General features: G+C 36.1%; 25 protein-coding genes, 1 tRNA gene and 2 pseudogenes. 17 read left to right on the top strand and 11 right to left on the bottom strand.

The window, feature by feature from the left end:
• The first annotated feature begins 562 nt into the window (after window positions 1-562).
• The 6 genes from ruvA to OZD67_RS00125 all read left to right on the top strand — a co-directional run bounded on the left by ruvA (window position 563) and on the right by OZD67_RS00125 (window position 3,827).
• Window positions 563-1,144, top strand: a complete 582-nt coding sequence (gene ruvA, locus OZD67_RS00150) for a Holliday junction branch migration protein RuvA (protein ID WP_182184067.1) — start codon at window positions 563-565, stop codon at window positions 1,142-1,144.
• Window positions 1,141-2,121: a Holliday junction branch migration DNA helicase RuvB gene (gene ruvB / locus OZD67_RS00145; protein ID WP_182184065.1), complete on the top strand. Its 981-nt coding sequence runs from the start codon at window positions 1,141-1,143 to the stop codon at window positions 2,119-2,121. The genes ruvA and ruvB overlap by 4 nt, the downstream gene beginning before the upstream one ends.
• A gap of 80 nt (window positions 2,122-2,201) precedes the next feature.
• Window positions 2,202-2,492: a hypothetical protein gene (locus tag OZD67_RS00140; RefSeq protein WP_259346709.1), complete on the top strand. Its 291-nt coding sequence runs from the start codon at window positions 2,202-2,204 to the stop codon at window positions 2,490-2,492.
• A 191-nt stretch (window positions 2,493-2,683) separates the two neighbouring features.
• Complete coding sequence (locus OZD67_RS00135) at window positions 2,684-3,097, top strand: hypothetical protein (protein WP_274999602.1); 414 nt, start codon at window positions 2,684-2,686, stop codon at window positions 3,095-3,097.
• An 8-nt stretch (window positions 3,098-3,105) separates the two neighbouring features.
• Window positions 3,106-3,231 carry a hypothetical protein gene (locus tag OZD67_RS00130; RefSeq protein WP_259346707.1) on the top strand — a complete coding sequence of 42 codons (126 nt, stop codon included), beginning with the start codon at window positions 3,106-3,108 and terminating at the stop codon, window positions 3,229-3,231.
• A 56-nt stretch (window positions 3,232-3,287) separates the two neighbouring features.
• On the top strand, window positions 3,288-3,827 hold the full coding sequence (locus OZD67_RS00125; protein WP_182184063.1) for a DNA-3-methyladenine glycosylase: 540 nt from the start codon (window positions 3,288-3,290) through the stop codon (window positions 3,825-3,827).
• On the opposite strand, the gene purF is transcribed toward OZD67_RS00125, so the two are convergent.
• The 3 genes from purF to OZD67_RS00110 are packed head-to-tail and all read right to left on the bottom strand — an operon-like array spanning window position 3,809 to window position 7,836.
• Window positions 3,809-5,194, bottom strand: coding sequence for an amidophosphoribosyltransferase (purF, locus tag OZD67_RS00120; RefSeq protein WP_182184062.1), 1,386 nt, complete (start codon window positions 5,192-5,194; stop codon window positions 3,809-3,811). The genes OZD67_RS00125 and purF overlap by 19 nt on opposite strands.
• A 26-nt stretch (window positions 5,195-5,220) precedes the next feature.
• Window positions 5,221-6,324, bottom strand: a complete 1,104-nt coding sequence (rodA, locus tag OZD67_RS00115; RefSeq protein WP_182184060.1) for a rod shape-determining protein RodA — start codon at window positions 6,322-6,324, stop codon at window positions 5,221-5,223.
• Window positions 6,325-6,369: 45 nt separating this feature from the next.
• Window positions 6,370-7,836, bottom strand: coding sequence for a proton-conducting transporter transmembrane domain-containing protein (locus OZD67_RS00110; RefSeq protein ID WP_182184058.1), 1,467 nt, complete (start codon window positions 7,834-7,836; stop codon window positions 6,370-6,372).
• Between the two features lie 64 nt (window positions 7,837-7,900).
• On the opposite strand from OZD67_RS00110, the gene OZD67_RS00105 reads away from it, so the two are divergent.
• The 3 genes from OZD67_RS00105 to virB9 all read left to right on the top strand — a co-directional run bounded on the left by OZD67_RS00105 (window position 7,901) and on the right by virB9 (window position 9,646).
• Complete coding sequence (locus OZD67_RS00105; RefSeq protein WP_182184057.1) at window positions 7,901-8,215, top strand: NADH-ubiquinone oxidoreductase subunit NDUFA12 family protein; 315 nt, start codon at window positions 7,901-7,903, stop codon at window positions 8,213-8,215.
• 2 nt (window positions 8,216-8,217) lie between these two features.
• Complete coding sequence (gene mlaD, locus OZD67_RS00100) at window positions 8,218-8,673, top strand: outer membrane lipid asymmetry maintenance protein MlaD (RefSeq protein ID WP_182184055.1); 456 nt, start codon at window positions 8,218-8,220, stop codon at window positions 8,671-8,673.
• A 187-nt stretch (window positions 8,674-8,860) separates the two neighbouring features.
• Window positions 8,861-9,646, top strand: coding sequence for a P-type conjugative transfer protein VirB9 (gene virB9 / locus OZD67_RS00095; RefSeq protein ID WP_182184053.1), 786 nt, complete (start codon window positions 8,861-8,863; stop codon window positions 9,644-9,646).
• Window positions 9,647-9,653: 7 nt separating this feature from the next.
• On the opposite strand, the gene OZD67_RS00090 is transcribed toward virB9, so the two are convergent.
• The 4 genes from OZD67_RS00090 to OZD67_RS00075 form a co-directional block, all read right to left on the bottom strand.
• Window positions 9,654-10,250, bottom strand: coding sequence for a ribonuclease HII (locus OZD67_RS00090; RefSeq protein WP_182184052.1), 597 nt, complete (start codon window positions 10,248-10,250; stop codon window positions 9,654-9,656).
• A gap of 6 nt (window positions 10,251-10,256) precedes the next feature.
• Window positions 10,257-11,237 carry a phospho-N-acetylmuramoyl-pentapeptide-transferase gene (gene mraY, locus OZD67_RS00085; RefSeq protein WP_182184050.1) on the bottom strand — a complete coding sequence of 327 codons (981 nt, stop codon included), beginning with the start codon at window positions 11,235-11,237 and terminating at the stop codon, window positions 10,257-10,259.
• Between the two features lie 312 nt (window positions 11,238-11,549).
• Window positions 11,550-12,092 carry a demethoxyubiquinone hydroxylase family protein gene (locus tag OZD67_RS00080; RefSeq protein WP_164224959.1) on the bottom strand — a complete coding sequence of 181 codons (543 nt, stop codon included), beginning with the start codon at window positions 12,090-12,092 and terminating at the stop codon, window positions 11,550-11,552.
• The gene (locus OZD67_RS00075) at window positions 12,067-12,510 is read right to left on the bottom strand and encodes a disulfide bond formation protein B (protein WP_338063306.1); all 444 of its coding nucleotides are present in this window, start codon (window positions 12,508-12,510) and stop codon (window positions 12,067-12,069) included. Before OZD67_RS00075 ends, OZD67_RS00080 begins: the two co-directional genes overlap by 26 nt.
• Here OZD67_RS00075 and OZD67_RS00070 point away from each other — a divergent pair.
• Window positions 12,452-12,574 carry a hypothetical protein gene (locus OZD67_RS00070; protein ID WP_274999604.1) on the top strand — a complete coding sequence of 41 codons (123 nt, stop codon included), beginning with the start codon at window positions 12,452-12,454 and terminating at the stop codon, window positions 12,572-12,574. The genes OZD67_RS00075 and OZD67_RS00070 overlap by 59 nt on opposite strands.
• Window positions 12,575-12,584: 10 nt before the next feature.
• On the opposite strand, the gene der is transcribed toward OZD67_RS00070, so the two are convergent.
• Window positions 12,585-13,994: a ribosome biogenesis GTPase Der gene (der, locus tag OZD67_RS00065; protein ID WP_182184048.1), complete on the bottom strand. Its 1,410-nt coding sequence runs from the start codon at window positions 13,992-13,994 to the stop codon at window positions 12,585-12,587.
• A 129-nt stretch (window positions 13,995-14,123) separates the two neighbouring features.
• Here der and OZD67_RS00060 point away from each other — a divergent pair, with 129 nt between their 5' ends.
• The 3 genes from OZD67_RS00060 (at window position 14,124) to OZD67_RS00050 (ending at window position 17,049) form a co-directional block, all read left to right on the top strand.
• Window positions 14,124-15,122 carry a hypothetical protein gene (locus OZD67_RS00060; RefSeq protein ID WP_182184046.1) on the top strand — a complete coding sequence of 333 codons (999 nt, stop codon included), beginning with the start codon at window positions 14,124-14,126 and terminating at the stop codon, window positions 15,120-15,122.
• 20 nt (window positions 15,123-15,142) lie between these two features.
• Window positions 15,143-15,400 carry a hypothetical protein gene (locus OZD67_RS00055; protein ID WP_182184045.1) on the top strand — a complete coding sequence of 86 codons (258 nt, stop codon included), beginning with the start codon at window positions 15,143-15,145 and terminating at the stop codon, window positions 15,398-15,400.
• A gap of 122 nt (window positions 15,401-15,522) precedes the next feature.
• A complete protein-coding gene (locus tag OZD67_RS00050) occupies window positions 15,523-17,049 on the top strand; it encodes an acyl-CoA carboxylase subunit beta (protein ID WP_182184043.1) in 1,527 nt (508 codons plus the stop codon).
• A 38-nt stretch (window positions 17,050-17,087) separates the two neighbouring features.
• Here the strand turns inward: OZD67_RS00050 and OZD67_RS00045 are convergent, their stop codons facing one another.
• Window positions 17,088-18,083: a glycoside hydrolase family 25 protein gene (locus tag OZD67_RS00045; RefSeq protein ID WP_259346705.1), complete on the bottom strand. Its 996-nt coding sequence runs from the start codon at window positions 18,081-18,083 to the stop codon at window positions 17,088-17,090.
• A gap of 113 nt (window positions 18,084-18,196) precedes the next feature.
• Window positions 18,197-18,269: transfer RNA gene (locus OZD67_RS00040), tRNA-Thr, on the bottom strand.
• A 19-nt stretch (window positions 18,270-18,288) separates the two neighbouring features.
• On the opposite strand from OZD67_RS00040, the gene OZD67_RS00035 reads away from it, so the two are divergent.
• The 3 genes from OZD67_RS00035 to pdxH are packed head-to-tail and all read left to right on the top strand — an operon-like array spanning window position 18,289 to window position 19,813.
• The gene (locus tag OZD67_RS00035; RefSeq protein ID WP_182184223.1) at window positions 18,289-18,432 is read left to right on the top strand and encodes a hypothetical protein; all 144 of its coding nucleotides are present in this window, start codon (window positions 18,289-18,291) and stop codon (window positions 18,430-18,432) included.
• Window positions 18,398-19,213, top strand: coding sequence for a bifunctional DNA-formamidopyrimidine glycosylase/DNA-(apurinic or apyrimidinic site) lyase (gene mutM / locus OZD67_RS00030; protein WP_182184042.1), 816 nt, complete (start codon window positions 18,398-18,400; stop codon window positions 19,211-19,213). Before OZD67_RS00035 ends, mutM begins: the two co-directional genes overlap by 35 nt.
• A gap of 15 nt (window positions 19,214-19,228) precedes the next feature.
• Window positions 19,229-19,813, top strand: a complete 585-nt coding sequence (gene pdxH / locus OZD67_RS00025; RefSeq protein WP_182184040.1) for a pyridoxamine 5'-phosphate oxidase — start codon at window positions 19,229-19,231, stop codon at window positions 19,811-19,813.
• Window positions 19,814-19,861: 48 nt separating this feature from the next.
• Here pdxH and terL read toward each other — a convergent pair.
• A pseudogene (terL, locus tag OZD67_RS06130) lies at window positions 19,862-21,278 on the bottom strand (phage terminase large subunit).
• 491 nt (window positions 21,279-21,769) lie between these two features.
• On the opposite strand from terL, the pseudogene OZD67_RS00010 reads away from it, so the two are divergent.
• Window positions 21,770-22,602, top strand: a pseudogene (locus tag OZD67_RS00010) (transposase family protein).
• Window positions 22,603-22,663: the final 61 nt, after the last annotated feature.

Raw genomic sequence — 22,663 nt, 5'->3', positions numbered from 1 at the left:
GATACCGCGAATGAATCGCGGTATGACGGTTAAGTAGGGTGTCATTCCAGTGCTTGGCACTGGAATCCAGCCTTTATTATTTGGTTGAAATTACGTCTTCTGGATCCCAGTGTCAAGCACTGGGATGACAGGAAGAGAAGGCTACTTGGATGACACCTTGACGATTTGAAGAATCATCATACCGCTACTTGTTAGCGGCTAAGAGATACCGCGGCGGTATGATGTAGAACTGCTGTCATTCCAGCGCGTGACGCTGGAATCTAGAAAAAAGAACCAGTGTCAAGCACTGGGATGACAGGAGAAGGAGGCGCTGGTTTCAACACTATATCATGAACTTTCTAAAATTCATTGAACTGTGCTTTCAAACGGTGGTGCCGAGGTGTGAGTATAATAATTATCAGTATATAAAAGTCATAGCAGACAGACTTGAAGCGGCAAATGTTGGCAAAATGTGTCAAGGAAGTTTTTCGTTTCTGTGAGCTACTTGGCTCTCTGTTATAATGTTCGTTTGCTTGACCTAAGATCCAGGAGTATTTAAACTGAACCCTATACAGTGCTAAAAATGATAGGAAATCTAAGCGGAATAGTTGATGAAGTGCGCAGTGATTACATAATACTGAATGTGAATGATGTTGGCTATATGGTGTATCTTTCAGCCAAAACTTTAAATGCATGTTCCATCGGAAGTAGAGTTAAATTACTCATCGAAACCTATGCAAATAACAGAGAAAATGTCGCTCAGTTATATGGTTTTATAAGCAAAGAGGAACAGCAGTGCTTGAGGTTGCTTGTTAAAGTAAGCGGTGTTAGCTATAAAACTGCAATGTCAATTTTGAGTAAATTAACTCCAGAACAGCTGTTTTTGGCAATTATGAATGAGGATAAAGTAGCACTCAAGATGAGTGGCCTGGGCCAAAAACTCATAAATCGAATCATCACTGAATTAAGTGGCAAAGTGAGTAAATTAGAAATAAATAACAATAATTTTCATCCAATTAATGAAGATGCCCTTTCAGCATTGATCAATCTTGGGTATGAAAAAATGAAAGCTTATGATACGATAAAAAAAATACAAGACGAATTGTCAAATCTGGACACCAAGGATATTATTCGCATGGCGCTTAAGGAGCTCTCAACATTATGAAATCAATATCGTGCGGTAAAGAATATGCTGAAGATGCGCGTAATATCAACATCAGACCTGAGCAACTTGATGATTTTGTCGGACAAAAAGACTTAATACAAAATTTAAAAGTGTTTATAAATGCTGCAAAGAAGAGAACTGAAGCTTTAGATCACGTTTTATTGTATGGTCCCCCAGGACTTGGCAAAACAACTTTAGCACAAATTGTTTCTAAAGAATTAAGGGTCAGCTTCCGCGCAACTTCTGGTCCTTTACTTAGTAAAGCTGGGGACTTGGCTGCAGTGCTTACCACTTTAAATGCAAAAGATGTCCTATTTATCGACGAAATCCATAGATTAAATCGTAACATTGAAGAAGTTTTATATACCGCTATGGAAGATTTTTGCCTGGACATATTAGTAGGTGAAGGGCCATCTACTCGCACTTTAAGGATAGATCTACCACCATTTACATTAATTGGAGCAACAACACGGCTTGGATTACTTTCTGCGCCGCTGAGGGATCGTTTTGGTATCCCTTTGCATCTTGAATTTTATTCTTTTGAGGAGCTGGTTAATATTATAAAAAGAGGTGCAAGAGTTCTTTCTGCTGAAATTGAAGAGAATGCCGCACAGGAAATTGCCTGCCGTGCGCGTGGCACTCCAAGAATTGCTTTGAGATTACTGAGGAGAATAAGGGATTTTGTTGAAGTAAAAGACGATAAAAAAATCACTTATGAAGTCGCTGATTCTGTATTGCTAAAATTGGGTGTAGATAAAATGGGATTAAATAAATTAGACATGCATTATCTAAGATTTTTATTCAACACTTCAGGCCCTGTTGGGATTGACACTATATCTATTGCGCTATCTGAAGATGCCGGCAATATTGAAGAAACAGTGGAACCTTATTTAATCAAAATTAGTTTTGTAAAGCGGACACCAAGAGGGCGCGTTTTAACTGATCAAGCAAAGGAGCATTTGAGCTTTCAACATTAGAAGCTTTGCCATAATTTATGTTAACTAATTGATATAATGCTCGTACGCTAGTATTATGTGTTAACGATAATGGAGAGTATATGTTAGGCAAGATTACAGAACTCTGGAAAAAGCTCTGGGAAAGCATTCCAGTCTTTCGCAATAAAGATGAAGTTAAAAATCCTCATGTGTCTATGGTGGAGGAACTTCCTTCTGATGATACAACTTTAAAACCGGATAAGAAAAAGCCAGAAGAGCATCTTACCCTTCTAAGTAATAAAGCAAAGGAGAGCAGTAATTCTGATAAAACAAAAGGACTTTCTAGCGATTTGAGCACTCAGGATATACCTAAATCAACACCGGACAAGAATAAGCGTAAAATGTCGAGTTAGAAAGCGATGAAGAATGGAATAAGTTCTTTGCATTACAGAACAACCCTTCTACCAATACCACAAACCAAAAACCTTTTTCTCCGAAGAAAGGAGAATCTCAGTATCACGACAAAGAGATTGTAGGCAAAATTGCTGACCAAATTAAATCAGAGATATCTGAAGGTATGAAAAATAATACCATAGGGGCCATAATGATAAAAGAAGGCAAAAGGGAAGGGAATGTTGTTTACCCTTCCGTGAGAGTTGTGTTGAATGTTAGTAAAGAAGGGGTAGATATAGCTAAACTTCTAAGTGGTGATATATGTAAAAAGTATAAGGTCAAAACAATTACATTTTGTCATCCTAATCAAGAAAAAAAGAGAGGGGCATGTTGCTATATTAATGATAATGGGGAAAGAGTTTATGAAGTAATTAGTGGATTATATGAAATGACTTTAAAGTGGTATGTTGATGAAAAAGAATGTAAAATTAAAATTAATATTGACGATAAGAATGGTGTAAGGCTCCTTGAAAGCAACGGTATTACTGAAGAACAGTTACGTGCAAACAAAGAAGTAAAAGTAGGCAAGAGACGTGAATCAAAGTCTTTACATATGAAGCATTAGCATCACAATTGCCACAAACACAATTACAACAAAGCTCTGAAGAAGTAAAATTTTTGGAGCAGCCTTCAACAAATGTAGAAGACTTGAGCGGCGCACCACAAAAGCATCAAGCTTCTGCTGCTCAAAATAGGTAAAGTAGTGAAAATTCAGTATAAGTTGCTTGTACCTACAAGTAACTTATACTCTTATAATGAGCAACATAATACTACCAAGAAATTTCTACGAGCGGCCGACCTTAACTGTAGCTGGAGAGTTATTGGGAAAAGTCCTCAAATTTTCTAACTTTAGTGGAATAATAACCGAAGTTGAAGCCTATATAGGAATGAATGACCCAGCTTGTCACGCGGCAAGAGGCTATACTAACCGAACCTCAGTAATGTTTGGTATGCCGGGGTTTTCATACGTGTATTTTATATATGGAATGTATTACTGTTTAAATATTGTAACAGAAGCAGAAGGGTTCCCAGCAGCAGTGTTAATACGGGGATTAAAGCTCATTGAACCGCTTGAAGCAAACTTAGGCGGACCAGGAATATTGTGCAAAAGATTAAACATTACAAAAGAACATAATAAGCAAGACCTTACTATAAGCCACGAATTTTGTGTTTATGAATCTCACCTCAAACCAGATTATGTTTGCACTCCGAGAATCGGAATTAGTAAAGGCCAAGAGAAATTTTGGCGGTTTAAAAACTTAAGATCTTGCGTAGACTATTTGCCAATCGGATAATCACCAGTGAAACAAGCATCGCAATATTGTGGTGTAGCATTGTTACGCACCTCTCCTTTAACAGCCTGATATAGTCCATCAATACTCAAGAAGGCTAGGCTATCTACTTCTATAACTTCCTTAATTTCCTCTACAGATTTATTTGCAGCAATTAAATCTTTGCACTCTGGTGTATCTATTCCATAAAAACAAGAATGCTTAATTGGTGGGCTTGAAATTTTGAGGTGAATTTCTTTTACTCCTGCATCCTTTAGCATAACTATTATATTTGTTAACGTACTACCACGCACTATACTATCATCTATTAAAATTATGTTTTTACCCTTCAAAGTGTGCTTATTAGCATTGAATTTTAATTTTATTCTCACTTTACGTACTTCAGCGGTTGGTTGTATAAAAGTTCTTCCTATGTAATGATTACGAATTATCCCCAGTTCCATAGGTAATCCTGAATGCTTTGCATATCCAATAGCTGCAGGTATTCCAGAATCAGGTATTGGTATAACCATATCTACATTGTTTTTTGGTGGACTCTCTTCTGCAAGTATTCTTCCTATTTCTTTTCTTATATCATATATGGACCTATTCTCCATTATGCTGTCTGGTCTCGAAAAGTAGACGTATTCAAAAACACAAAAACTTGATTTTTGCTGTGGGAAAGGAAACATTGAGGCTAGCTTACTATCCGAACTGATGGTAACTAATTCGCCTGGTTCTATTTCTCTAATAAACTCTGCATTTATTATATCAAGAGCACAAGTTTCAGATGCAAGAATGTAAGAACCGTTTAACTTTCCTAAAACAAGAGGCCTGATTCCAGATGGATCACGTACTCCAATAACTACTTCTTGATTGATTGCCACAAAAGAATAAGCACCTTGTATTTGCTTTAGTGCATATATAAAACTCTCTAAAAAGCTATCTTTTTCACCGCTTGCTGTCAGATGCACTACTACTTCTGTATCAATATCTGACTGAAAAACGCACTCTTGTTTAATTAATTGTTCGCGTATCGAAGAAATATTAATTAAATTACCATTATGTGCTATGGCGAAATCCCCAAATTTGCCACTTTTGCTAAACATGGGCTGCACTCCAAATTTATTGCCACTTGTTGAGTATCGAACATGACCTATTGCACAATCTCCAGGTAAGGATTTCTTTATTTCATCTATATCATCAAATACGCTGCTCACTTGACCTTGAAAGTGATAAGAGAGCAGCTTATCGTTGTTACTGGTTACTACGCCAAAAGACTCTTGACCTCTATGCTGCAAAGCATGGAGAGCAAGTATAGAGTTAAAAGCAGCGCTTTGGTTACAACTTATGCCAAATACCCCACATTCCTCACGCATTTCATCTAGCATAAAAACTAATTAAGTAAAGTTTAATTTTACTTTAGCATAGGTAAAATACAAGTATTTTGTTGTTCATCTGCTTTTATTGCCAGCAATAGCCCTATACATATTAAGCTTGCAGCAGTTGTACTTCCTCCATATGACAGAAATGGCAGTGGATCGCCTATCACAGGCAAGAGGCCCATTGACATTCCAATGTTTATAAAGAAATGAGCGCTAAAAAAGGCGAAAATGCCGATGGATACCGACTTAGAAAAATAATTTTTCGACCTATAAGCGGTAGAGAAAATTATGCCAAGTAATGAGGTATAAAGCAAAATTAAAGCCATGCTACCTAAAAAGCCCCACTCCTCACTCAGCACTGCAAAAGCAAAATCTGTACGCTTTTCCGGCAAAAATCCAAGTTGAGTTTGACTTCCGTTAACAAAGCCCTTACCAAGCAAACCTCCTGAACCAATAGCTATCTGAGATTGCTGCGCATTATAACCTATTCCAAGTGGATCCACTGATGAATCTAAAAACGACAATATCCTTTGCTTGTGATAAGGACGTAAAAAAGGCCAAATAGCCGGTACTGCAAAGATGCCAAGCGTCCCACAAATTACTAAATGAGCTCTTTTTATTACTGCTGTGAATATAATTGATGCTCCTATAAACAACATTATCACAGCTGTGCCTAAATTAGGTTGCTTTAACACCAAGAATACAGGCAAGAAAATAATTATTACCGCCTTAAGCAATCTTTTAAATTCCATCATTTTATACACACTTTGCTTATCAAAATAACGAGCAAGTGCAAGTATTAAGCCTACTTTTGCAAATTCTGATGGTTGCAAACTAATTGATCCAATTCTTATCCACCTCGTCGCACCCATTATGTGCGAGCCAAAAAAATTTACTGCTAATAGCGAAATCGCTGCTGCTATATAAAAAAAGTAGGCGTGCTCCAAATAAAAATCTAGCTCTATGAATGACATAGCTATAGCGAGTAGGAAAAAGAAGGAAAATATGACTATTTGGTGAATTGCAAATGGTACCCACTTTCCTCCAGCAGAAGAGTATTGAACAGCAATGTCAACGCAAAACAGCGCTATCACGTTAATGACTAACAACCAATGAATCTTCTTCAGCCTATCCACACTTATAACCTTAAAGTATAGTAAAATATGAAACAAAGATAAAAATCAAAAAACCAACTTCTCAACTACTAACCGAATTGGAGTGCTATATATTCCAGTTACTATTGTTAAAGCTGCCATAAACAATAGACAGAAAAGCATAGGAAATGGCACATCATTAATTTTGCCTAGTGTCATTCCAGCGCTTGATGCTGCACTATTTTCAAAATACATTTTCTCTACCATCTTCCACATGTATATTAGTGCAAGAAAAGAACCGGCGGCAAAAGCTATCAGGGAAATCCACGCGCGAGATTCTATAACTGCTTTCATTATATACCATTTGCTTACAAAGCCATTTGTTAGCGGCACACCGACTAATGCTAAACTAAGTAGAGTAAACGCAAGTGCTGTATAAGGCATTGACTTCTTGAGTCCCGATAAATTCTCTATTTTTGTTGTATCAAATTTGTAAGAAATACATCCTGCAGCCATAAATAAAGATGTTTTTATTATGCTGTGGTTTACTATGTGAAGAATTGCTGCAAATACACCTGTTTTTGAGTTAAAACTCAGTGCTAAAATTATATAACCAATTTGGCTGACACTAGAATTAGCAAGCAGTCTTCTTGTATCTTTTGCAGTTATTGCAGATATTGACCCAAATATAACAGCGCAAAGTGCGAGGATAATTATCACGTTGCTTAGTGATGGTTTAAATAAGAAGAAATTCTGATGGAAAACAGTATAGAAGATCCTAATGAAAACATATATCATCACTTTTGTCACTGTGCCTGAAAAGAATATGCTAATGAAACTTGGCGCCTCACTATATGCATTAATCAGCCACCTGCTTAATGGAAACAGTGCCATTTTAATTGAGAGACCAACAAAAATGAACAATATGCCAAGTTTTATGATGTTGTTATCGTATAATGGAACTATTCTTTCAGCCATGTCAGACATATTGAGCGTTCCTGTCATGGAGTACAAAAGTCCAACACCAAACAAGTAAAACGTTGCCCCTATAGTGCCACTAATTAGATATTCAAATGCTGCAACCAAGGCTTTTTTATCCCTCCCCATTGAAACTAATACATAAGAAGAAAGAGATGAAATTTCCAAAAAAACATAAAGATTGAATATGTCGTTTGTTACTAGAATCCCGAGCAGTCCGCTTAAGCACAGTAGAAATAGAGAGTAAAAACCAGTGATCTTGTTTTTGCTAATTTCTTTTTCGTTAATATAAAAGCTATAAAGCACGCTAATCAGCGCTATAAAATTCACCAAAGTTAGAATCAAGGAGTTTAACACGTCGATTCTTAACTCTATTCCATGCGGAGGAGCCCAATTTCCAAGGTGATAAGTTATAATCTCGCCTTTATATGTTTTAACGAGTAGTATCGATGAAATGATAAGAGTGATTGTTGTTGCAATAAAAGAAATAAACCAAGATACCTTGTGTTTCTTGGTAAGAAAGCAAAACATTGATGCAATTATTGGTATAATAACTTGTAAAATTGGTAATTGCATTAAATTGTTGTTAATATATCGTTAAAGTATTAGTATATATAATACTTTTTGTTTTAATACTCTTATGTTATCTAAAATTTGTAACGCAATAAAACGCCTATTACGAAGAGAAGATAAATTTGTAGGAAGAGATGAAAATGGAAATTCTTACTATGAATCAAGTAAAGGGAAAAGGTGGATTATGTATAGCAGTGTCTCTGAGCCTACAACAGTGCCTCCGGAATGGCATGTATGGCTTCATTATACTGATAATGTAGTACCAGTTAATAATAAAAAAAGAAAAGTAAAACATACTCCTAATTTAACAGGTACAAAAGATGCATACTATCCAAACCAAAAAGTGAAAAATTACTATAAAAGCTGGAGTCCTGATAACTAAAGATGCGAAGGTCAAATATACTTGAAATAACCGCTGGATTATTTGTATTGGTTTTCACTATTTTTCTGATTTTCTTTGCTATTGATAAGCTATCTTACATAAAGAAAAACTATAAGGATTGCTATAAAATATATGGTCTTTTCGCTAACGCTAACGGTATAGGAGTTGGTGATAGTGTCAAGATCTCTGGTGTGGACGTTGGAAGCATAACTGGTGTGTCACTTGACAAAGCTACCTACATAGCACGAATCGATATGTGCGTAAGCCGAGATATAAAGTTGCCAGTTGATAGCTCAGCTCTGATCACTAGCAGTGGAGTTGTTGGCAGTAAATTTGTTAATATATCACCTGGATCAGATATTAAACTAATCTTGCACGGTGGTAAAATAGAGTATACTCAAGCTGAAGCAAATATGGGTGGAATAATGGACAGAATTCTTGGTATGTTTACGAAGTGAAAATGGCAGGATTCCAAGTATATCCGTTCAGGTGAAGCCTCCTGTAGTTCTAAAGTATTTAAGGAGTTTGCCTTATTTCTTGCCTTTTCTACCCCTTGCTAACCTATAATTGGGGTTTATAGTACAGCTTAACAGTTGCAGTGCGTGTCTATCAATGATAAAATGAAGATTAATTTATTTTGATATTATGATTGGTTTACTGTTTGCCGTACTGTTGTTTTTTTGTGGTAGTGATGCACTTGCAAAACAGGAGCCACGTTCAATAGCTGGAGATAATCACATAAAGGTAATAAATTATAACCCACAAGCTATACATAAGTATACGGGTTTTTATGGTTATCAATCCAGCATATTGTTTGAACCAGGGGAGGTAATAGAAAACCTTTCAATGGGTGATTCAACTGGTTGGCAACTCCTTCCTCAAGGTAACAGATTGTTTATTAAGCCTATAGATGATATTGCCGATACTAACGCAACTATAATTACCAATAAAAGAGTTTATTACTTTGAACTTCATGCTGAAGAAGCAACTGGACTAGATGATCCAAAATTAGCATATGAAGTAAGGTTTCTTTATCCACTATTTAGCAGTGATGAGATTTACACAACAAACAACGGCGATATCTTCGAACAAGCTAGTCATACCATTATTCCTGATATAAACGACATTGAAATTGTAAAGAAGGGCTTAAATTTTAATTATTCTATCTCGCACGTTAAAGGCAGTCAGTCAATAATACCAATTAAGGTTTTTGATGACGGAAAATTTACATATTTACAATTCAATAAAATAAACTCTGATTTCCCGGCAGTTTTTATGGTTGATTCTGCAGGGTATGAGTCTTTAGTAAACTTCCGTACAGCTAACAACTACCTGATAATCGAAAGGGTGAGTTCAGTGTTTACCTTAAGGAACGGATCAAGTACAGTTTGCCTATTTAATGAAAACATGCCTTTCAAAAAAGGTAAGTGATTAAAGGCTATAATGCCCGAGATATGGGTGCAAAGTTTTTTCTATGATGTTCTGTAATTCCATAAAGGCCAATAGCGTTAAGGTGCTCTTTTGTTCCATATCCTTTATTTTTATACCAATTATATTCAGGATGCTTATTGTGCAATTCTTGCATAAGCCGATCTCTAGTAACTTTTGCAACGATTGAAGCTGCTGCAATTGATGTACTCAAATTATCACCATTTACTATGGATTTCACTTGCCATTTCACTTCAGGTGGTTGATTACCATCAACTAGCACATAATCTAATTCTAGGTCCAGGTCTATCAACGCACGTTTCATTGAAAGTTTTGTTGCTTGCAAGATATTGTATGAATTTACTTCTTCTACGCTTGCCATTCCTATACCAAATTTTGCAACGGATGTTATTTTTTCATATAGGACTTGCCTACATTGAAGAGTCAACTTTTTTGAGTCGTTGATTCCATCAATAATTGTATTCCTATCAATAAACACTACGGCTGCGGATATTACTGGACCAGCTAGCGGACCTCTTCCAACTTCATCCACTCCTGCTATCACTCCTGATAATTTATTTTCTAATGTAAAGTCTGGGTATTTCATAGGTTTTTATAATAAGAAAGTTATAGTAAAAACTGAACAGATAATAGAAATTATCCAAAGTTTCACAACGATTACATTTTCTGACCATCCCTTCTTTTCAAAGTGATGATGTATTGGTGCCATAAGAAAAACTCTTTTTCCTTCTCCATATTTAAACTTTGTATATTTAAAATATGATATCTGAATAATAACAGATAGAGTCTCTATTACAAAGATTATTCCAATAACGGCAAACAGCATTTCTCTTTTAATTAGGACACTAGTTAATCCTAAAGCTGCACCTGCAGACAAGCTACCAACATCACCCATAAATATTTTTGCTGGATGTGTGTTAAACCACAAAAAACTTAAAATAGCTCCTATAAATGCAATGCAGAATAAAGTAATATTCATATCTGCTTGAGTTATATATGCAATTAGCCCCAAAAAAGCAAAGGAAGTGATGACTTGAGTTGCAGCAAGGCCATCCAAACCATCTGTGAGATTCACAGCATTAGCAGAGCCGACAATTACAAACGCAGCGAATGGGACATATAGATAGCCAAAATCAATTATTACTCCTTTAAATAGGGATATTTTTGTAAAACCTTCAGCAGAGTATAGCTTAAGTATAGACATACTAACCAGAGTTACAATAAACTGAATAAGTATTTTGGTTTTTGCACTTAAACCTCGATAGTGATTTGTCTTCAATTTTAAATAATCATCAATAAATCCAAGTAGAGCAAAAAATAGAGTTATCAATATCAGCAGCAAAATTTCTGGTGTTAACTGAGCCCAGAGTAAAATTGGTAATAAAGAAGAAATCAGTATTATTATTCCGCCCATAGGTGGTACATTCTTTTTTGTTATGAAGTGACTTTCTGGTCCACATGATCTAATTGGTTGCCCATCTTTACTTATTTTTTTTAGAAGCTTTATAAAATAGGGAAAAAGAATAAATCCAAAAATAAATGAGGTAAAAAATACTTTTGTAGCTAAGATCATCTGCTTACTTAAATTGACTAAGTGTCATACCACCTATAGCTAATAAAGTCAACTTCTGTCATCCTATAGCCTGACCCACAACTGTACGAACGTTGTAGTTTGGGCCACCAGTGCCCTGACTACTTGGATCCAGCTTCTATGCAACTTAATTAAAAACGTTTGTTTTAGCGTAAGCCTTTAGCTCATCAGCTCAGTTATAAGCAAAATTTCTGGATTCCAGCGTCACGCGCTGGAATGACACCATTTACTGTCTTCAAAAATGAATGTTCGTACAGTTGTGAACCTGTGGCAGGTATTAAGAAAGCTGCTTAGTTAAATTAACTTGGACAAGTAAATAGCAGTTTTGCAGCCTGTTTTTATGAATGAAGATAAAATGTTGTAGCCAAATGCGCTTTCAGCATTGTGCTGAATTGCAATATCTCTGTGCTCTAACTCCTCATCGCGGAATTTACTTATAGTTTCTCTTAATTCCCCATCTTCTAAATGTGAAACTTGCTCTTTGTAGTGCTCCCCTATAACTTCTTCAACTGCAGCAGTGCAAGCCATAGCAGCTTTTTTGCCCATAATGGCAGTTGCAACGCCAAGTGACACTCCTAAAACACGCCAAACTGGCAACAAAACAGTAGGACGAACTTTTTGCTCTTTGATTTTCTCATTAAAATAGTGAAAATGCTTTTTTTCCTGCTCTTCCATTTCAATTATTTCATTGATTATAGAAGATTTTTTAAGAATAAATTTTTGACCAGAATAAATGCAAATAGCTCCATATTCCCCAGCATGATTTACTCTAATTGCCTGTTGCAAGAACTGATTGTTGCTGCACCTTAAATTATTTAGATTTCTTTCTTTCTCCACAATACACCTTACCTGATACGAACAGAGCTGCTATGAGATAAATTAAATTCCATGTTGCTAAGGAAACACCTAGAACGTAATGAGGTATGTCACAAGATGGAGAGTAATTAGGATTTAGTAGATTATTTCTGAGCTCTTCTATACTAACGTTACCACTTGCTTGCTCTGTACAACCTAAAACATCATGAAATAAGTGGAGTTCAAGGCCTACATGATAAAAAGATATTACTGCACCTATGAGGTAGTTGCAAAACATTGCATAGATTAGAATTTTGTTGTCTTTAAGCATGCATACTACTGCAAGTAACCCTGCAACATAGTAAACTACCCGCTCGTATGTACATAACTTGCATGGCAGCATGTTGAAAAAATATTCTAGCACATATGCAAAAATTAGAGCAAAAGCACTTGATAGCAGAAAGATTGTAGGAATTCTGGAGTTATTACACACAACTTTAAGTAAATTATCCCTGGAAGTATAAAGCAGAGTATTTATTTTGCATAGGGATTTTTATTTTTTTTCAAAAGTAATCTGACTGGCACGCCTTCAGCAAAGAAATTTTTTCTAAGGTCATTAATTAAATAGCGTTTGTAACTTTCATCAACACTTTCAGGTATGTTACATATCAAAGAAAAAGCTGGAGGTTTAGTACCAATTTGAGCGATATACTTCATTTTAACTGCTTTGCCTTTTACAAGCGGGTGAGAGTGCCTATCTAAAGCATCAATTAGCCACTTATTCAGTTTTGCAGTGCTGACTTTCTTGTTCAAAGATTCACTCACTTCAAGACACTTATCTATCACATCGCCGCAGCGCATGCCTTTCAATGCAGAAATTGTTACAATTGGCACTTCCAAGAATAACCGAGTCACTTCCTGTTGTTTGACAAATTTTATTAACTTACTTCTGTCATCCTTACCTATTAAATCCCACTTATTTAAAATAACAATAATCCCTTTCCCTCCCTTAATTGCAGCTTCACCAATTGATAAATCCTGCTGCTCAATACCAACTAGGGAGTCTAGCATTAAAACTACCACATGAGAGCGCTTGATTGATTCTAAGCTTTTTTCAACAAATCTTGATTCTAAGTTATCTATAACATTCGCCTTTCTGCGGATTCCTGCAGTATCAATGAGAGTAATTAGCTCCCCATTATGATCATATACAATATCTACAGAATCACGTGTGGTGCCTGGCTCTGAACTTGTTATTAGTCTGTTTTCTGTAAGTAGGCTGTTTAAAAAAGTTGATTTTCCGACATTTGGGCGACCGATTATCGAAATTCTTAATTTACCGGACTCATTAGAGCTCTTATTGTCATTCCAGTGCTTGACACTGGGATCCATACTATTTTTTTTCTGGATTCCAGTGTCAAGCACTGGAATGACACCGAAAGGAGGACTATTTGCACTGATATTTTCAATAACACCAGCTAATACATCATAAAGATCAACCATACCAAGATTATGTTCGGCAGAGATATACACCGGGCCAAGAAAATCAAAAAACTGCAAATAATCAACATTTTCGGATTTATGACTCTCACATTTATTTGCTATGAGGATTACAGGTTTATTCATTTTTCTCTTTAGCCACTTTGCAAATTCTTTGTTTCGCTCATTTTGCACTTTTGCATCAACAAGAAAGAAAATGATGTTTGAATTGGATAGAGAAAATTCTATTTGTTCAATAACTTGTAGTGAAAAATTAGTTTGGTCGTTCCATCCTCCTGTATCTATAACTTTAAACTCCAAATCGCTAATTCTCCCTATTCCCTCACGTCTATCCCTTGTCACTCCTGGAATATTACTTACCACTGCCGCTTTTCTTCCCACCAATCTGTTAAAAAGGGTCGATTTTCCAGCATTTGGTAGGCCTACTATAGCGATTTTTAGCATAATTTAAGGGCATCTTCTATGTAAAGTAGATTATAACTAAAATTTTTCAATTTAACTATTGACTTTATAGATCACGCGAGCATACTATAATTAGGATTTCTTGTTTTATTATGTCAAGCAGGGGGATATATGGGAAAGGATAATACAGGTTCGGGAGATGAGGGGTATATTACTCGTTCTTCTACTCCTATTAGTCGTACTTATCTTGAAGATGATATGCTTGATACAACTTTATCACCTGAATTGCATATAACAGAAGAGGATAGTGAAGGCAGTTATTCTACAGAATACAATAAAAATATAGATGAGTCTGAGGATGAAGATATACTCAATGCATCATTCAAAACGTTTCCAGATATGGATGAAGATGCACTCAGTGTATTATACGAAACGTGCCAAAGTGAACAGGATATAGAAGATGAACTTGAAGATTTAGAAGTAATGGGCACATTTCAACTAGACATAGCAATATATAAACAAGTTGATGAATGTGTACGGAAAAATACCTTGAGTACATTATTGAACATGAGACGTCAAATTGACATCTCAAACTTGGATAGCAATGAAACAGTCATAGAGGGAATAATAAAGAAATTGCTAGAGTTCATAGCACTTGGAAAAGACAAAAAGATAATGTTTGGCATACCATGTGATGTGTTCTTTGAGAATACATCATTGATAGATTTTTTGGTGTGCAACTTATATATCCTAAAAACGCAAGAGTTGTCCATTCATGAAAAACATCAACTAGATCTTCTTTCATCAAAAATATCCGATCTAGTTTCAACAGGCACTTATATGAGTGAAGAACCTTTGCAATTCTTACCGCCAGATTTGATAGAAAAACGTAGCAAATATTTATCGAGCCTAAAACAAATTGTATGTGACAGCATTGAAAAAGATGGAGAAGAAAATGTGATAAAAGATGTTATAGTAGAAAGAGATAATAAATTTTATTGTGTACAGTGTCCAGAAGAAAGTGTTATAACTCCTGCAAAGTTTCTGAGTAATCCAGAATTTCAAAATTTAGATGGAGCGTTAAAGATCGGGGAAGGAGATGATGTAATACGAATACAAGATGGAAAATATCATGATATAAAGGGCAGACTTCAGATGACTTTTCAATAAGCAACAGTGAAAAGATTGTAATGACTCTATCTTCTGAAAAGGCTGACAAACCAGAAAATGCCTCAAGCTTTGGCAAAATAATGGTGCATATGGATGATAAAAGTTGTGAAATCTTCTCAAAGTACCTAAAAGAGCTAGAAAAAGAACCTCGTATAAGCAAGGTTGTTGAAGCTGCTAAAAGTTTTGTCGAAGAGAAAAACGGAAAACAAAGTGAGCCATTTAGTGTTCTGGAGGAAGTTAGTATATCAAAGTGTTCTCATTTTAATCGCCAACGTTAAGGCTAAAGTTTTAATAATTGTTATACACATACACTATTGCCACATGCAATAGTGTATGTGTATAGTAGTAGAGTTTGTAAGCTTAATAAAGTCTACTACTAATTTGAAAACTACTTTATTGTATGCAAGACTTTGAAATACTAGAAAATCTAAAAACCAAAGCACTAGAAGCTGAAAAAGGAGGCGGTTCTAACAGAATCAATAAACAACACGAAAAAGGGAAATTAACTGCTAGAGAAAGGCTCAGTGTATTACTCGATGAAGATTCGTTTGAGGAATACGATAAATTCGTGAAGCATCACGCAGCTGATTTTGGCATGCAAAATGCTAATTTTTTAGGTGATGGAGTAGTGATTGGTCATGGTACTATTTATGGCAAAAAAGTTTTTGTTTATTCTCAGGATTTTACCGTCTTTGGTGGGTCACTTGGTGCGTCACATGCAAAGAAAATATGCAAAATTATGGATATGGCAATTAATGCCAGGGTTCCAATTATAGGACTAAATGACTCTGGTGGAGCCAGAATTCAGGAGGGAGTAAATTCTCTTGCTGGTTATGGAGAAATTTTTCAAAGAAACGTAAATGCATCTGGTGTTATACCACAAATTTCTTTAATTATGGGCCCATGTGCAGGAGGTGCGGTTTATTCTCCAGCATTAACTGACTTTACTTTCATGGTGAAAAACAGTTCATATATGTTTATAACCGGACCAGATGTAGTAAAAAAAGTCACCTATGAAGATGTAAGTTTCGAAGACCTTGGTGGAGCAAAAATTCATACAAGCAAAACAGGAGTAGCGGATTTTGCATTCAATAATGATGTTGAAATGCTGTTAAAAATGCGTGAATTCTTTACTTTCTTACCAACAAATAATCAGGAATCACCGAAACCTAAATCAACCTGTGATTCAGTTAATGATATTGATGAATCTTTAAATACTCTGATTCCTAGCAATCCTAATACTCCTTATGATATGTATGAACTTATTGAAAAGGTGTGCGATGAGAAGACATTCTTTGAACTAAAACCTGATTTTGCTCGTAATATTATAATTGGTTTTAGTAGGATTGGAGGAAATACTGTTGGTATTGTTGCAAATCAACCTATGCACCTTGCAGGATGTTTGGATATTGATTCTTCAAGAAAAGCTGCAAGATTTGTGAGGTTTTGTGACGCATTTAACATTCCGATCATCACACTTATTGATGTTCCAGGATTTCTGCCGGGTACAAATCAAGAATACAATAATATAATACAACACGGAGCAAAACTGCTTTACGCTTACGCTGAAGCGACTGTGCCGAAAATTAGCCTTATCACTAGAAAAGCGTATGGTGGTGCATATATCGTTATGGACTCGAAACATTTAAAAGGTGACATAAATTATGCTTGGCCAACTGCTGAAATAGCTGTAATGGGCCCTGAAAGTGCAGTTGAAATTATATTTAGGCATGAAAAAGACCAGCAAACATTAATCAAAGAATATAAAGAGAAATTTGCTAATCCATTTTTTGCTGCATCACATGGATACATTGATGACATTATAGTGCCAAGTAAAACAAGGCATCACTTTCACAAAGCATTAGAGCTACTCAAAAACAAGAAAGTAGAAAGGATATGGAAAAAGCATGATAACTTACCTTTATAACCTTGATTCTTTTAAACCTTGTAGCTTATCAGAGCACTTCAAGCAAAGATACTCATAATTATACCAGCTAACTGTGTAAAAGACTTTAAATGGGAGTATATAAGTAGGATACTAACTACTAACAAAGATATACAAATATACAAAAGTTGTCTTTGTTTATTTTGCCAATTAGCAAAAAGCTTATCTAGCAAGTCGTTGTTCTTATCTTTTAGCTCTACTACCCCATCAATTGCAGCACTATTACTTTTGTTATCATTTTTTAGAGAACTAACTAGAACATCTACCATAAAAGAAAAATTACTTTTATATTCATCAAGCTCTATACTTAATTTACTACCCAAAACAAATTCTATTATCTTATTAAAGATGTTCTTGAAGCCCATAACACACCTGTCAAAATTAATTGTTCTAAAATTTTTAATAGCATTTTCTCCTGTTAGCCAGAACTTTTTTAGCCCTTCCAATGTTCCATTAAATTTATCTCTGTCACATGGTCCGATCCCTTTTACTGAATGCGGCTCAGGTCCCGTCTGACCATCAGTGTACTGCCACAAAATCCAGTCATTCCATCCTTTCGGTAACATTGGACTTTTTCCCCATCTTGCTATCCAGAGTGGACATTTTATTAAAGTTGGCGTTGCAAAATCTTGTAAAAAGTAAGCACTTCCATAAATCAGTGGTAAGCGCCCTGTTGCTTTATGAACTTGATTAACAAAATCTTCTGCCTGTTCTGGCGTTATATTGTTTCCCTTATTTTCTTCAATATCTAGAGCAAGCAACACTTGAGAATCATTTCCTATTACTTCTAAAAAATGCTCTGCTTGATCTTTTCCTTTCTCTCCTACTCCAAAATGATATGCTCCCCAAAGCAATCCTTCTTCTCCAGCCGCTTTTCTCCTTTCTTCATATGTTGGATCTACGTATTTCAGCCCCTGTGTAGCTTTATGCATAATTCCTAATATTCCATCTTCTTTTGCTAATTTAAAATCTACATCTTGCTCCCAGTGCGATAAATCTATAATTACATTTTTCACTATTTATTGCTCCTATTTTAGACTTCATCAATTACTCTACATATATACAAAAGCTTCAGCGTTTTGCAATCATAAACAATTGAACAAACGCAATAACATGGATATAATAAGTATGCCGTTACCAAGACTCGAACTTGGGACCTCGTCATTACCAATGACGTACTCTACCACCTGAGCTACAACGGCAAGTTTATATATTATGATAATGAATAACACAAAAAAGAATAAGGAAAAAGAAGAGGAGAGAAAAAGATTGGCAAAAGCTTTAAAGCAAAATATTCTAAAAAGAAAAAAACAGCAACAGAGTAGACAAGATGCCAGAACTCCCAGAAGTGGAAGTAATCTCTAACTTCTTATTTGATAAAATCAAAAATAAAAAAATAAGTAATGTTATAGTCAATAATTGGAATTTGCGTGTACCAATAACGAAGAATATTGATGATTTGCTACAGGGCAAAGTTATAAACGATATCAAGCGTAGAGGTAAGTATATAATCTGGAATATAGATATTAGTATAGTTGTAATCATACATCTTGGTATGAGTGGAAAGCTGATATATGCTGAACATAATCAAGCACAGAATAAACATGATCACGTAGTGTTTTCGTTTTATGATAATACTTCAATAATTTTTAATGATCCAAGAAGATTTGGATTAGTTATTATTTTAAGCAAAGAACAAGAAATAAATTTTTTTGACGGTTTCGGAATAGAGCCCCTCACAGATGAATTCAGTGGAGACTATTTACAGGAGTTGCTGAAAAACAAAAAAGTGAATATCAAATCAGCATTAATGGATAATAAATTAATAGTTGGCGTAGGCAATATATATGCTTCTGAAAGTTTGTTTAGAGCCCGCATCTCACCACTCAGGCTGGCAAAAGATTTAACGTATAGGGAATACACAAAACTTGCTGCTGAAATAAAAAATACTCTAAGTGATGCAATTGCTGCAGGCGGTTCAACATTGAAAGATTATGCACAGCCATCTGGATCTGCTGGATACTTTCAAAATAACTTTTACGTATATGGTAAAGTTCAAAAACCTTGCAAGATCTGCAACAATATCATAACACTTATACGACAAAATGGCCGTAGCACTTATTTTTGCAATGCATGTCAGAATTAAATTTTATTTTTGAATATGACATTCTCACCTGAAAAAGATCCGTTTAATTTGTTTTCAAAGTGGTATAAAGCAGTACTTAATTCTTCATCAACTGCAATGACGCTAGCAACTTGTAGCAAAGACTGCATTCCATCTGCAAGAGTAGTATTACTAAAGGAATATAGTAAAGAAGGTTTTGTGTTTTTCACTAACGTAAACAGTAAAAAAGGGAAAGAATTGACTGAGAACCCCAAAGCTGCGTTAGTGTTTCATTGGATAGAATTTGCTAGGCAAGTACGAATTGAAGGAGATGTTAAACTTCTAAACGATGAAAGAACTGACGAATACTTCTCTTCTCGAGCGCGCGATAGTCAAATTAGCGCATGGTGCTCAAAACAATCGAGCGTTCTGAAAAATTGGCAAGATTTTGAGCAAGCCATCAAATTGAAGGAGAAGGAATTTTACAACACACAAGTTCCTCGTCCTAACTTTTGGGTGGGATTTTGCGTAATCCCAAAAGTAATTGAATTTTGGCAAGAAGGTGAATATAGGAGACACACTAGGTTTAGATATACTCTTATTGAAGAAAGCAATTGGAAAGTGGAACAATTATATCCCTAACGTTATTGCAGTTGCTTCTTGATTTACCATTGAGAATTTAGGCTCAAATCACAATGCCCGTAAAGCTGCGACCCTAGAGCTACTATCTCTCACCCATTGCAGATATTGCACGGTACTATCCACTTGGTCGTCGTGGCAAGCTTCCGGAAACATTAAAATCTCATACTCAAAATCGCTGAGCCATACTGCTTGGTGCAGCAGAAAAACCTTGCCAGACTCTATTATTGGAACAATTTGGTAGAATCGAGCAAGTTTACCGCTATGTGGTACTACCTCGATAACAGGTAGGTCACTATTTGTCTTTAGCTCTTGAATCAATTGCTGACCACTTGTTTTTGCTTCGATTAAAATTGCGTGTGGCGTCCATCTTGCAGCTAGTGACAGAACTTGCTCTTTAAGCTTTGGATACTCAAGCTTTGCGCGATATACATCAAGTAAATAGAATTTATTATCCGCTTTTGCCCAGGTGGTACAAACGCTAAAGCCGCTAGAATCGCTTATTGAAACCGCAGTGTCCCAACTTTGTGTTACATGCGAGAGATTATCAGGAACATTTTTATAGCGCTTCAGCCACTCTCGTTTAATTATACCACTTGAAAGTGGCAGAGGGTTTTGTTGATATTGTGCAGCAAAAGCGTAACTTCCAAGTTCAACCTTTATCATCTCAACTTCTTCTTTTCCTCCATCTAGGGGATATTGCAGGTGCAGCGCATGATGCTGTTGTATTATACAACCGTCTGGTTGCAGTTACTTGGACGACAGGAACAGGAAGCGCTGGCTTTTTGATTGAATAAATGATCTCCTTATTTTCAGAAATCATTGGCAAACAAATATGATACCATATGTTTTTTAGCTTGGAGAGAAGGTGTTCGGTTAAGTCTTCCTGATGTAGCCTATGCATCACAAGAACAATGACTCCTTTTTTTCTGTCGTTAAGCCTGGTTACTAAAGTCTGGTCAAACCAGTTTGTAGCACGCTTTCTAAACGTTTCACTCAAAGCTTGGGCGGGACTCAGTGGATCATCTACGATGATGAAATCACCACCTTCACCAGTTAATGTTCCTCCAACGGACGTTGCGATTCTGTATCCTCTCTGCACTGTTTGAAATTTGTACTTGGTATTCTGATCTTTGGATAATTCTACTTCTGGAAATAGCTTTTTATACCAACCAGATTGCATTACGCACCTTGTATCAAGCGAGTGCTTTTCGCTGAGCAGCCGAGAGTAACTTGCAACTATTATTCTTGCAGTTGGCTGGTTTCCCAGTATCCATGCGGGCCACGCAACACTAACGCACAGGGACTTCATTGAACGCGGAGGCATATTGAATATTATTCGCCTCACTTCACCAGCGCTCACCGCTTCCAGCCTATCTGCTATGACTTTTATATACTGATAATCATTATACTCACACTCCAGCACCACCGTTTGAAAGCATAACTCAATGAATTTTAAAAAGTTCATGATATAATGTTGAAAGATGTCATCCGAGTAGCTTGACTACTTGGATCCAGGAAAAAGAATGATGTCATGAAAGTAGCCCCTATGATGTCATTCCAGTGCTCCTTTCTCGTCATCCCAGTGCCTATTTCTTTGTCATCCCAGTGCCTTGACTACTTGGATCCAGAAAAAAGAATGGTGTCATCCAAGCTCCCTAGGTGTCATTCCAGTGCTTGACACTGGAATCCAGGAAAAAGAATGATGTCATCCAAGTCCCCTAGGTGTCATTCCAGTCTGGAATCCAGGTTTTCCGCAGCCCCATTAAAAACGTCGTATTTTAACATAAAACTGCTACCTCACCAACTTAGTGCATGATAAAAATTCCTGGATCCCAGTGTCATGCACTGGGATGACAGGGGAATGAGGCACTGGGATCCAGAAAAAAGAATAGACTTGCTGCAAAATAGTGTAAAAGATGGTAAAGTATGAAAAAGAGAAATAAAAAGTGAGGGAAAATGAGTCTGAATTACCATAAAGTAAGTAAACACCCGAGAAATTTTCGAGATGTAACGGGATTGAAAATAGAAGAATTCGAAAAAATCTTGGAAAAAGTCCGTCCAGAGTGGGAAAAGCTTGAAAGACAGAAAAAGCGCCACGGAAGAATTGCTAATTTACCGACACTGGAAGATAAAATGTTGTGCGTAATTTTGTATTATCGGACCTACATAACCCACAGATTTTTAGGCTGCCTTTTCAACTTACATAATGCGAATATTTGCCGACTTTTGAAGAAAATGGAGCCACTGTTGGCAAAAAAAATTACTATAAAAAAGGACAGAACCCTAACGCCAGAGAGGATTTTGAAGATACTGGCAGATGTTACAGAGCAGCAGATACAGCAGCCAAAAGAAAGCAGAAAACGGAAGAAAAGTTACTCTGGCAAGAAAAAAGTGCACACGATGAAAACAGAAATTGTGATCGAAGAAAGAGGGCAAATTTTATCGGTTTCAAGATCTCACCGTGGGAGAATTCACGATTTTCGGATAAGAAAACAGGAGAAATTGCTGCCTACAGACAGTATAAAGCATGCCGATTCTGGCTATCAGGGATGGAAAAATTGCAAAGTAACGTTGTGATACCATACAAAAAATACCGAAAGAAGCCACTAACTGAGGAGCAAAAGGAGCACAACCGAGAGTTGGCATCATTTAGGATGAGGGTCGAAAATAAGATACGAGAATTGAAAATATTCAAGATTTTGTCGCACGTTTACCGTAACTTTCAGAAAAAATATAACATGAGATTTAATATTATTGAAGGTTTGGTGAATTTGAGGCATGGGTTTTAGCCTGCTGCTATTTTAGCCTAATTCACCCTGAAATTAGTATATACCTTTTCGCAGCAGGTCT

It is taken from the genome of Wolbachia endosymbiont of Drosophila nikananu (genome assembly GCF_028981865.1).
In the GTDB taxonomy this organism is placed as follows: domain Bacteria; phylum Pseudomonadota; class Alphaproteobacteria; order Rickettsiales; family Anaplasmataceae; genus Wolbachia; species Wolbachia pipientis_B.
This window is presented reverse-complemented; position numbering and strand designations above follow the sequence as displayed.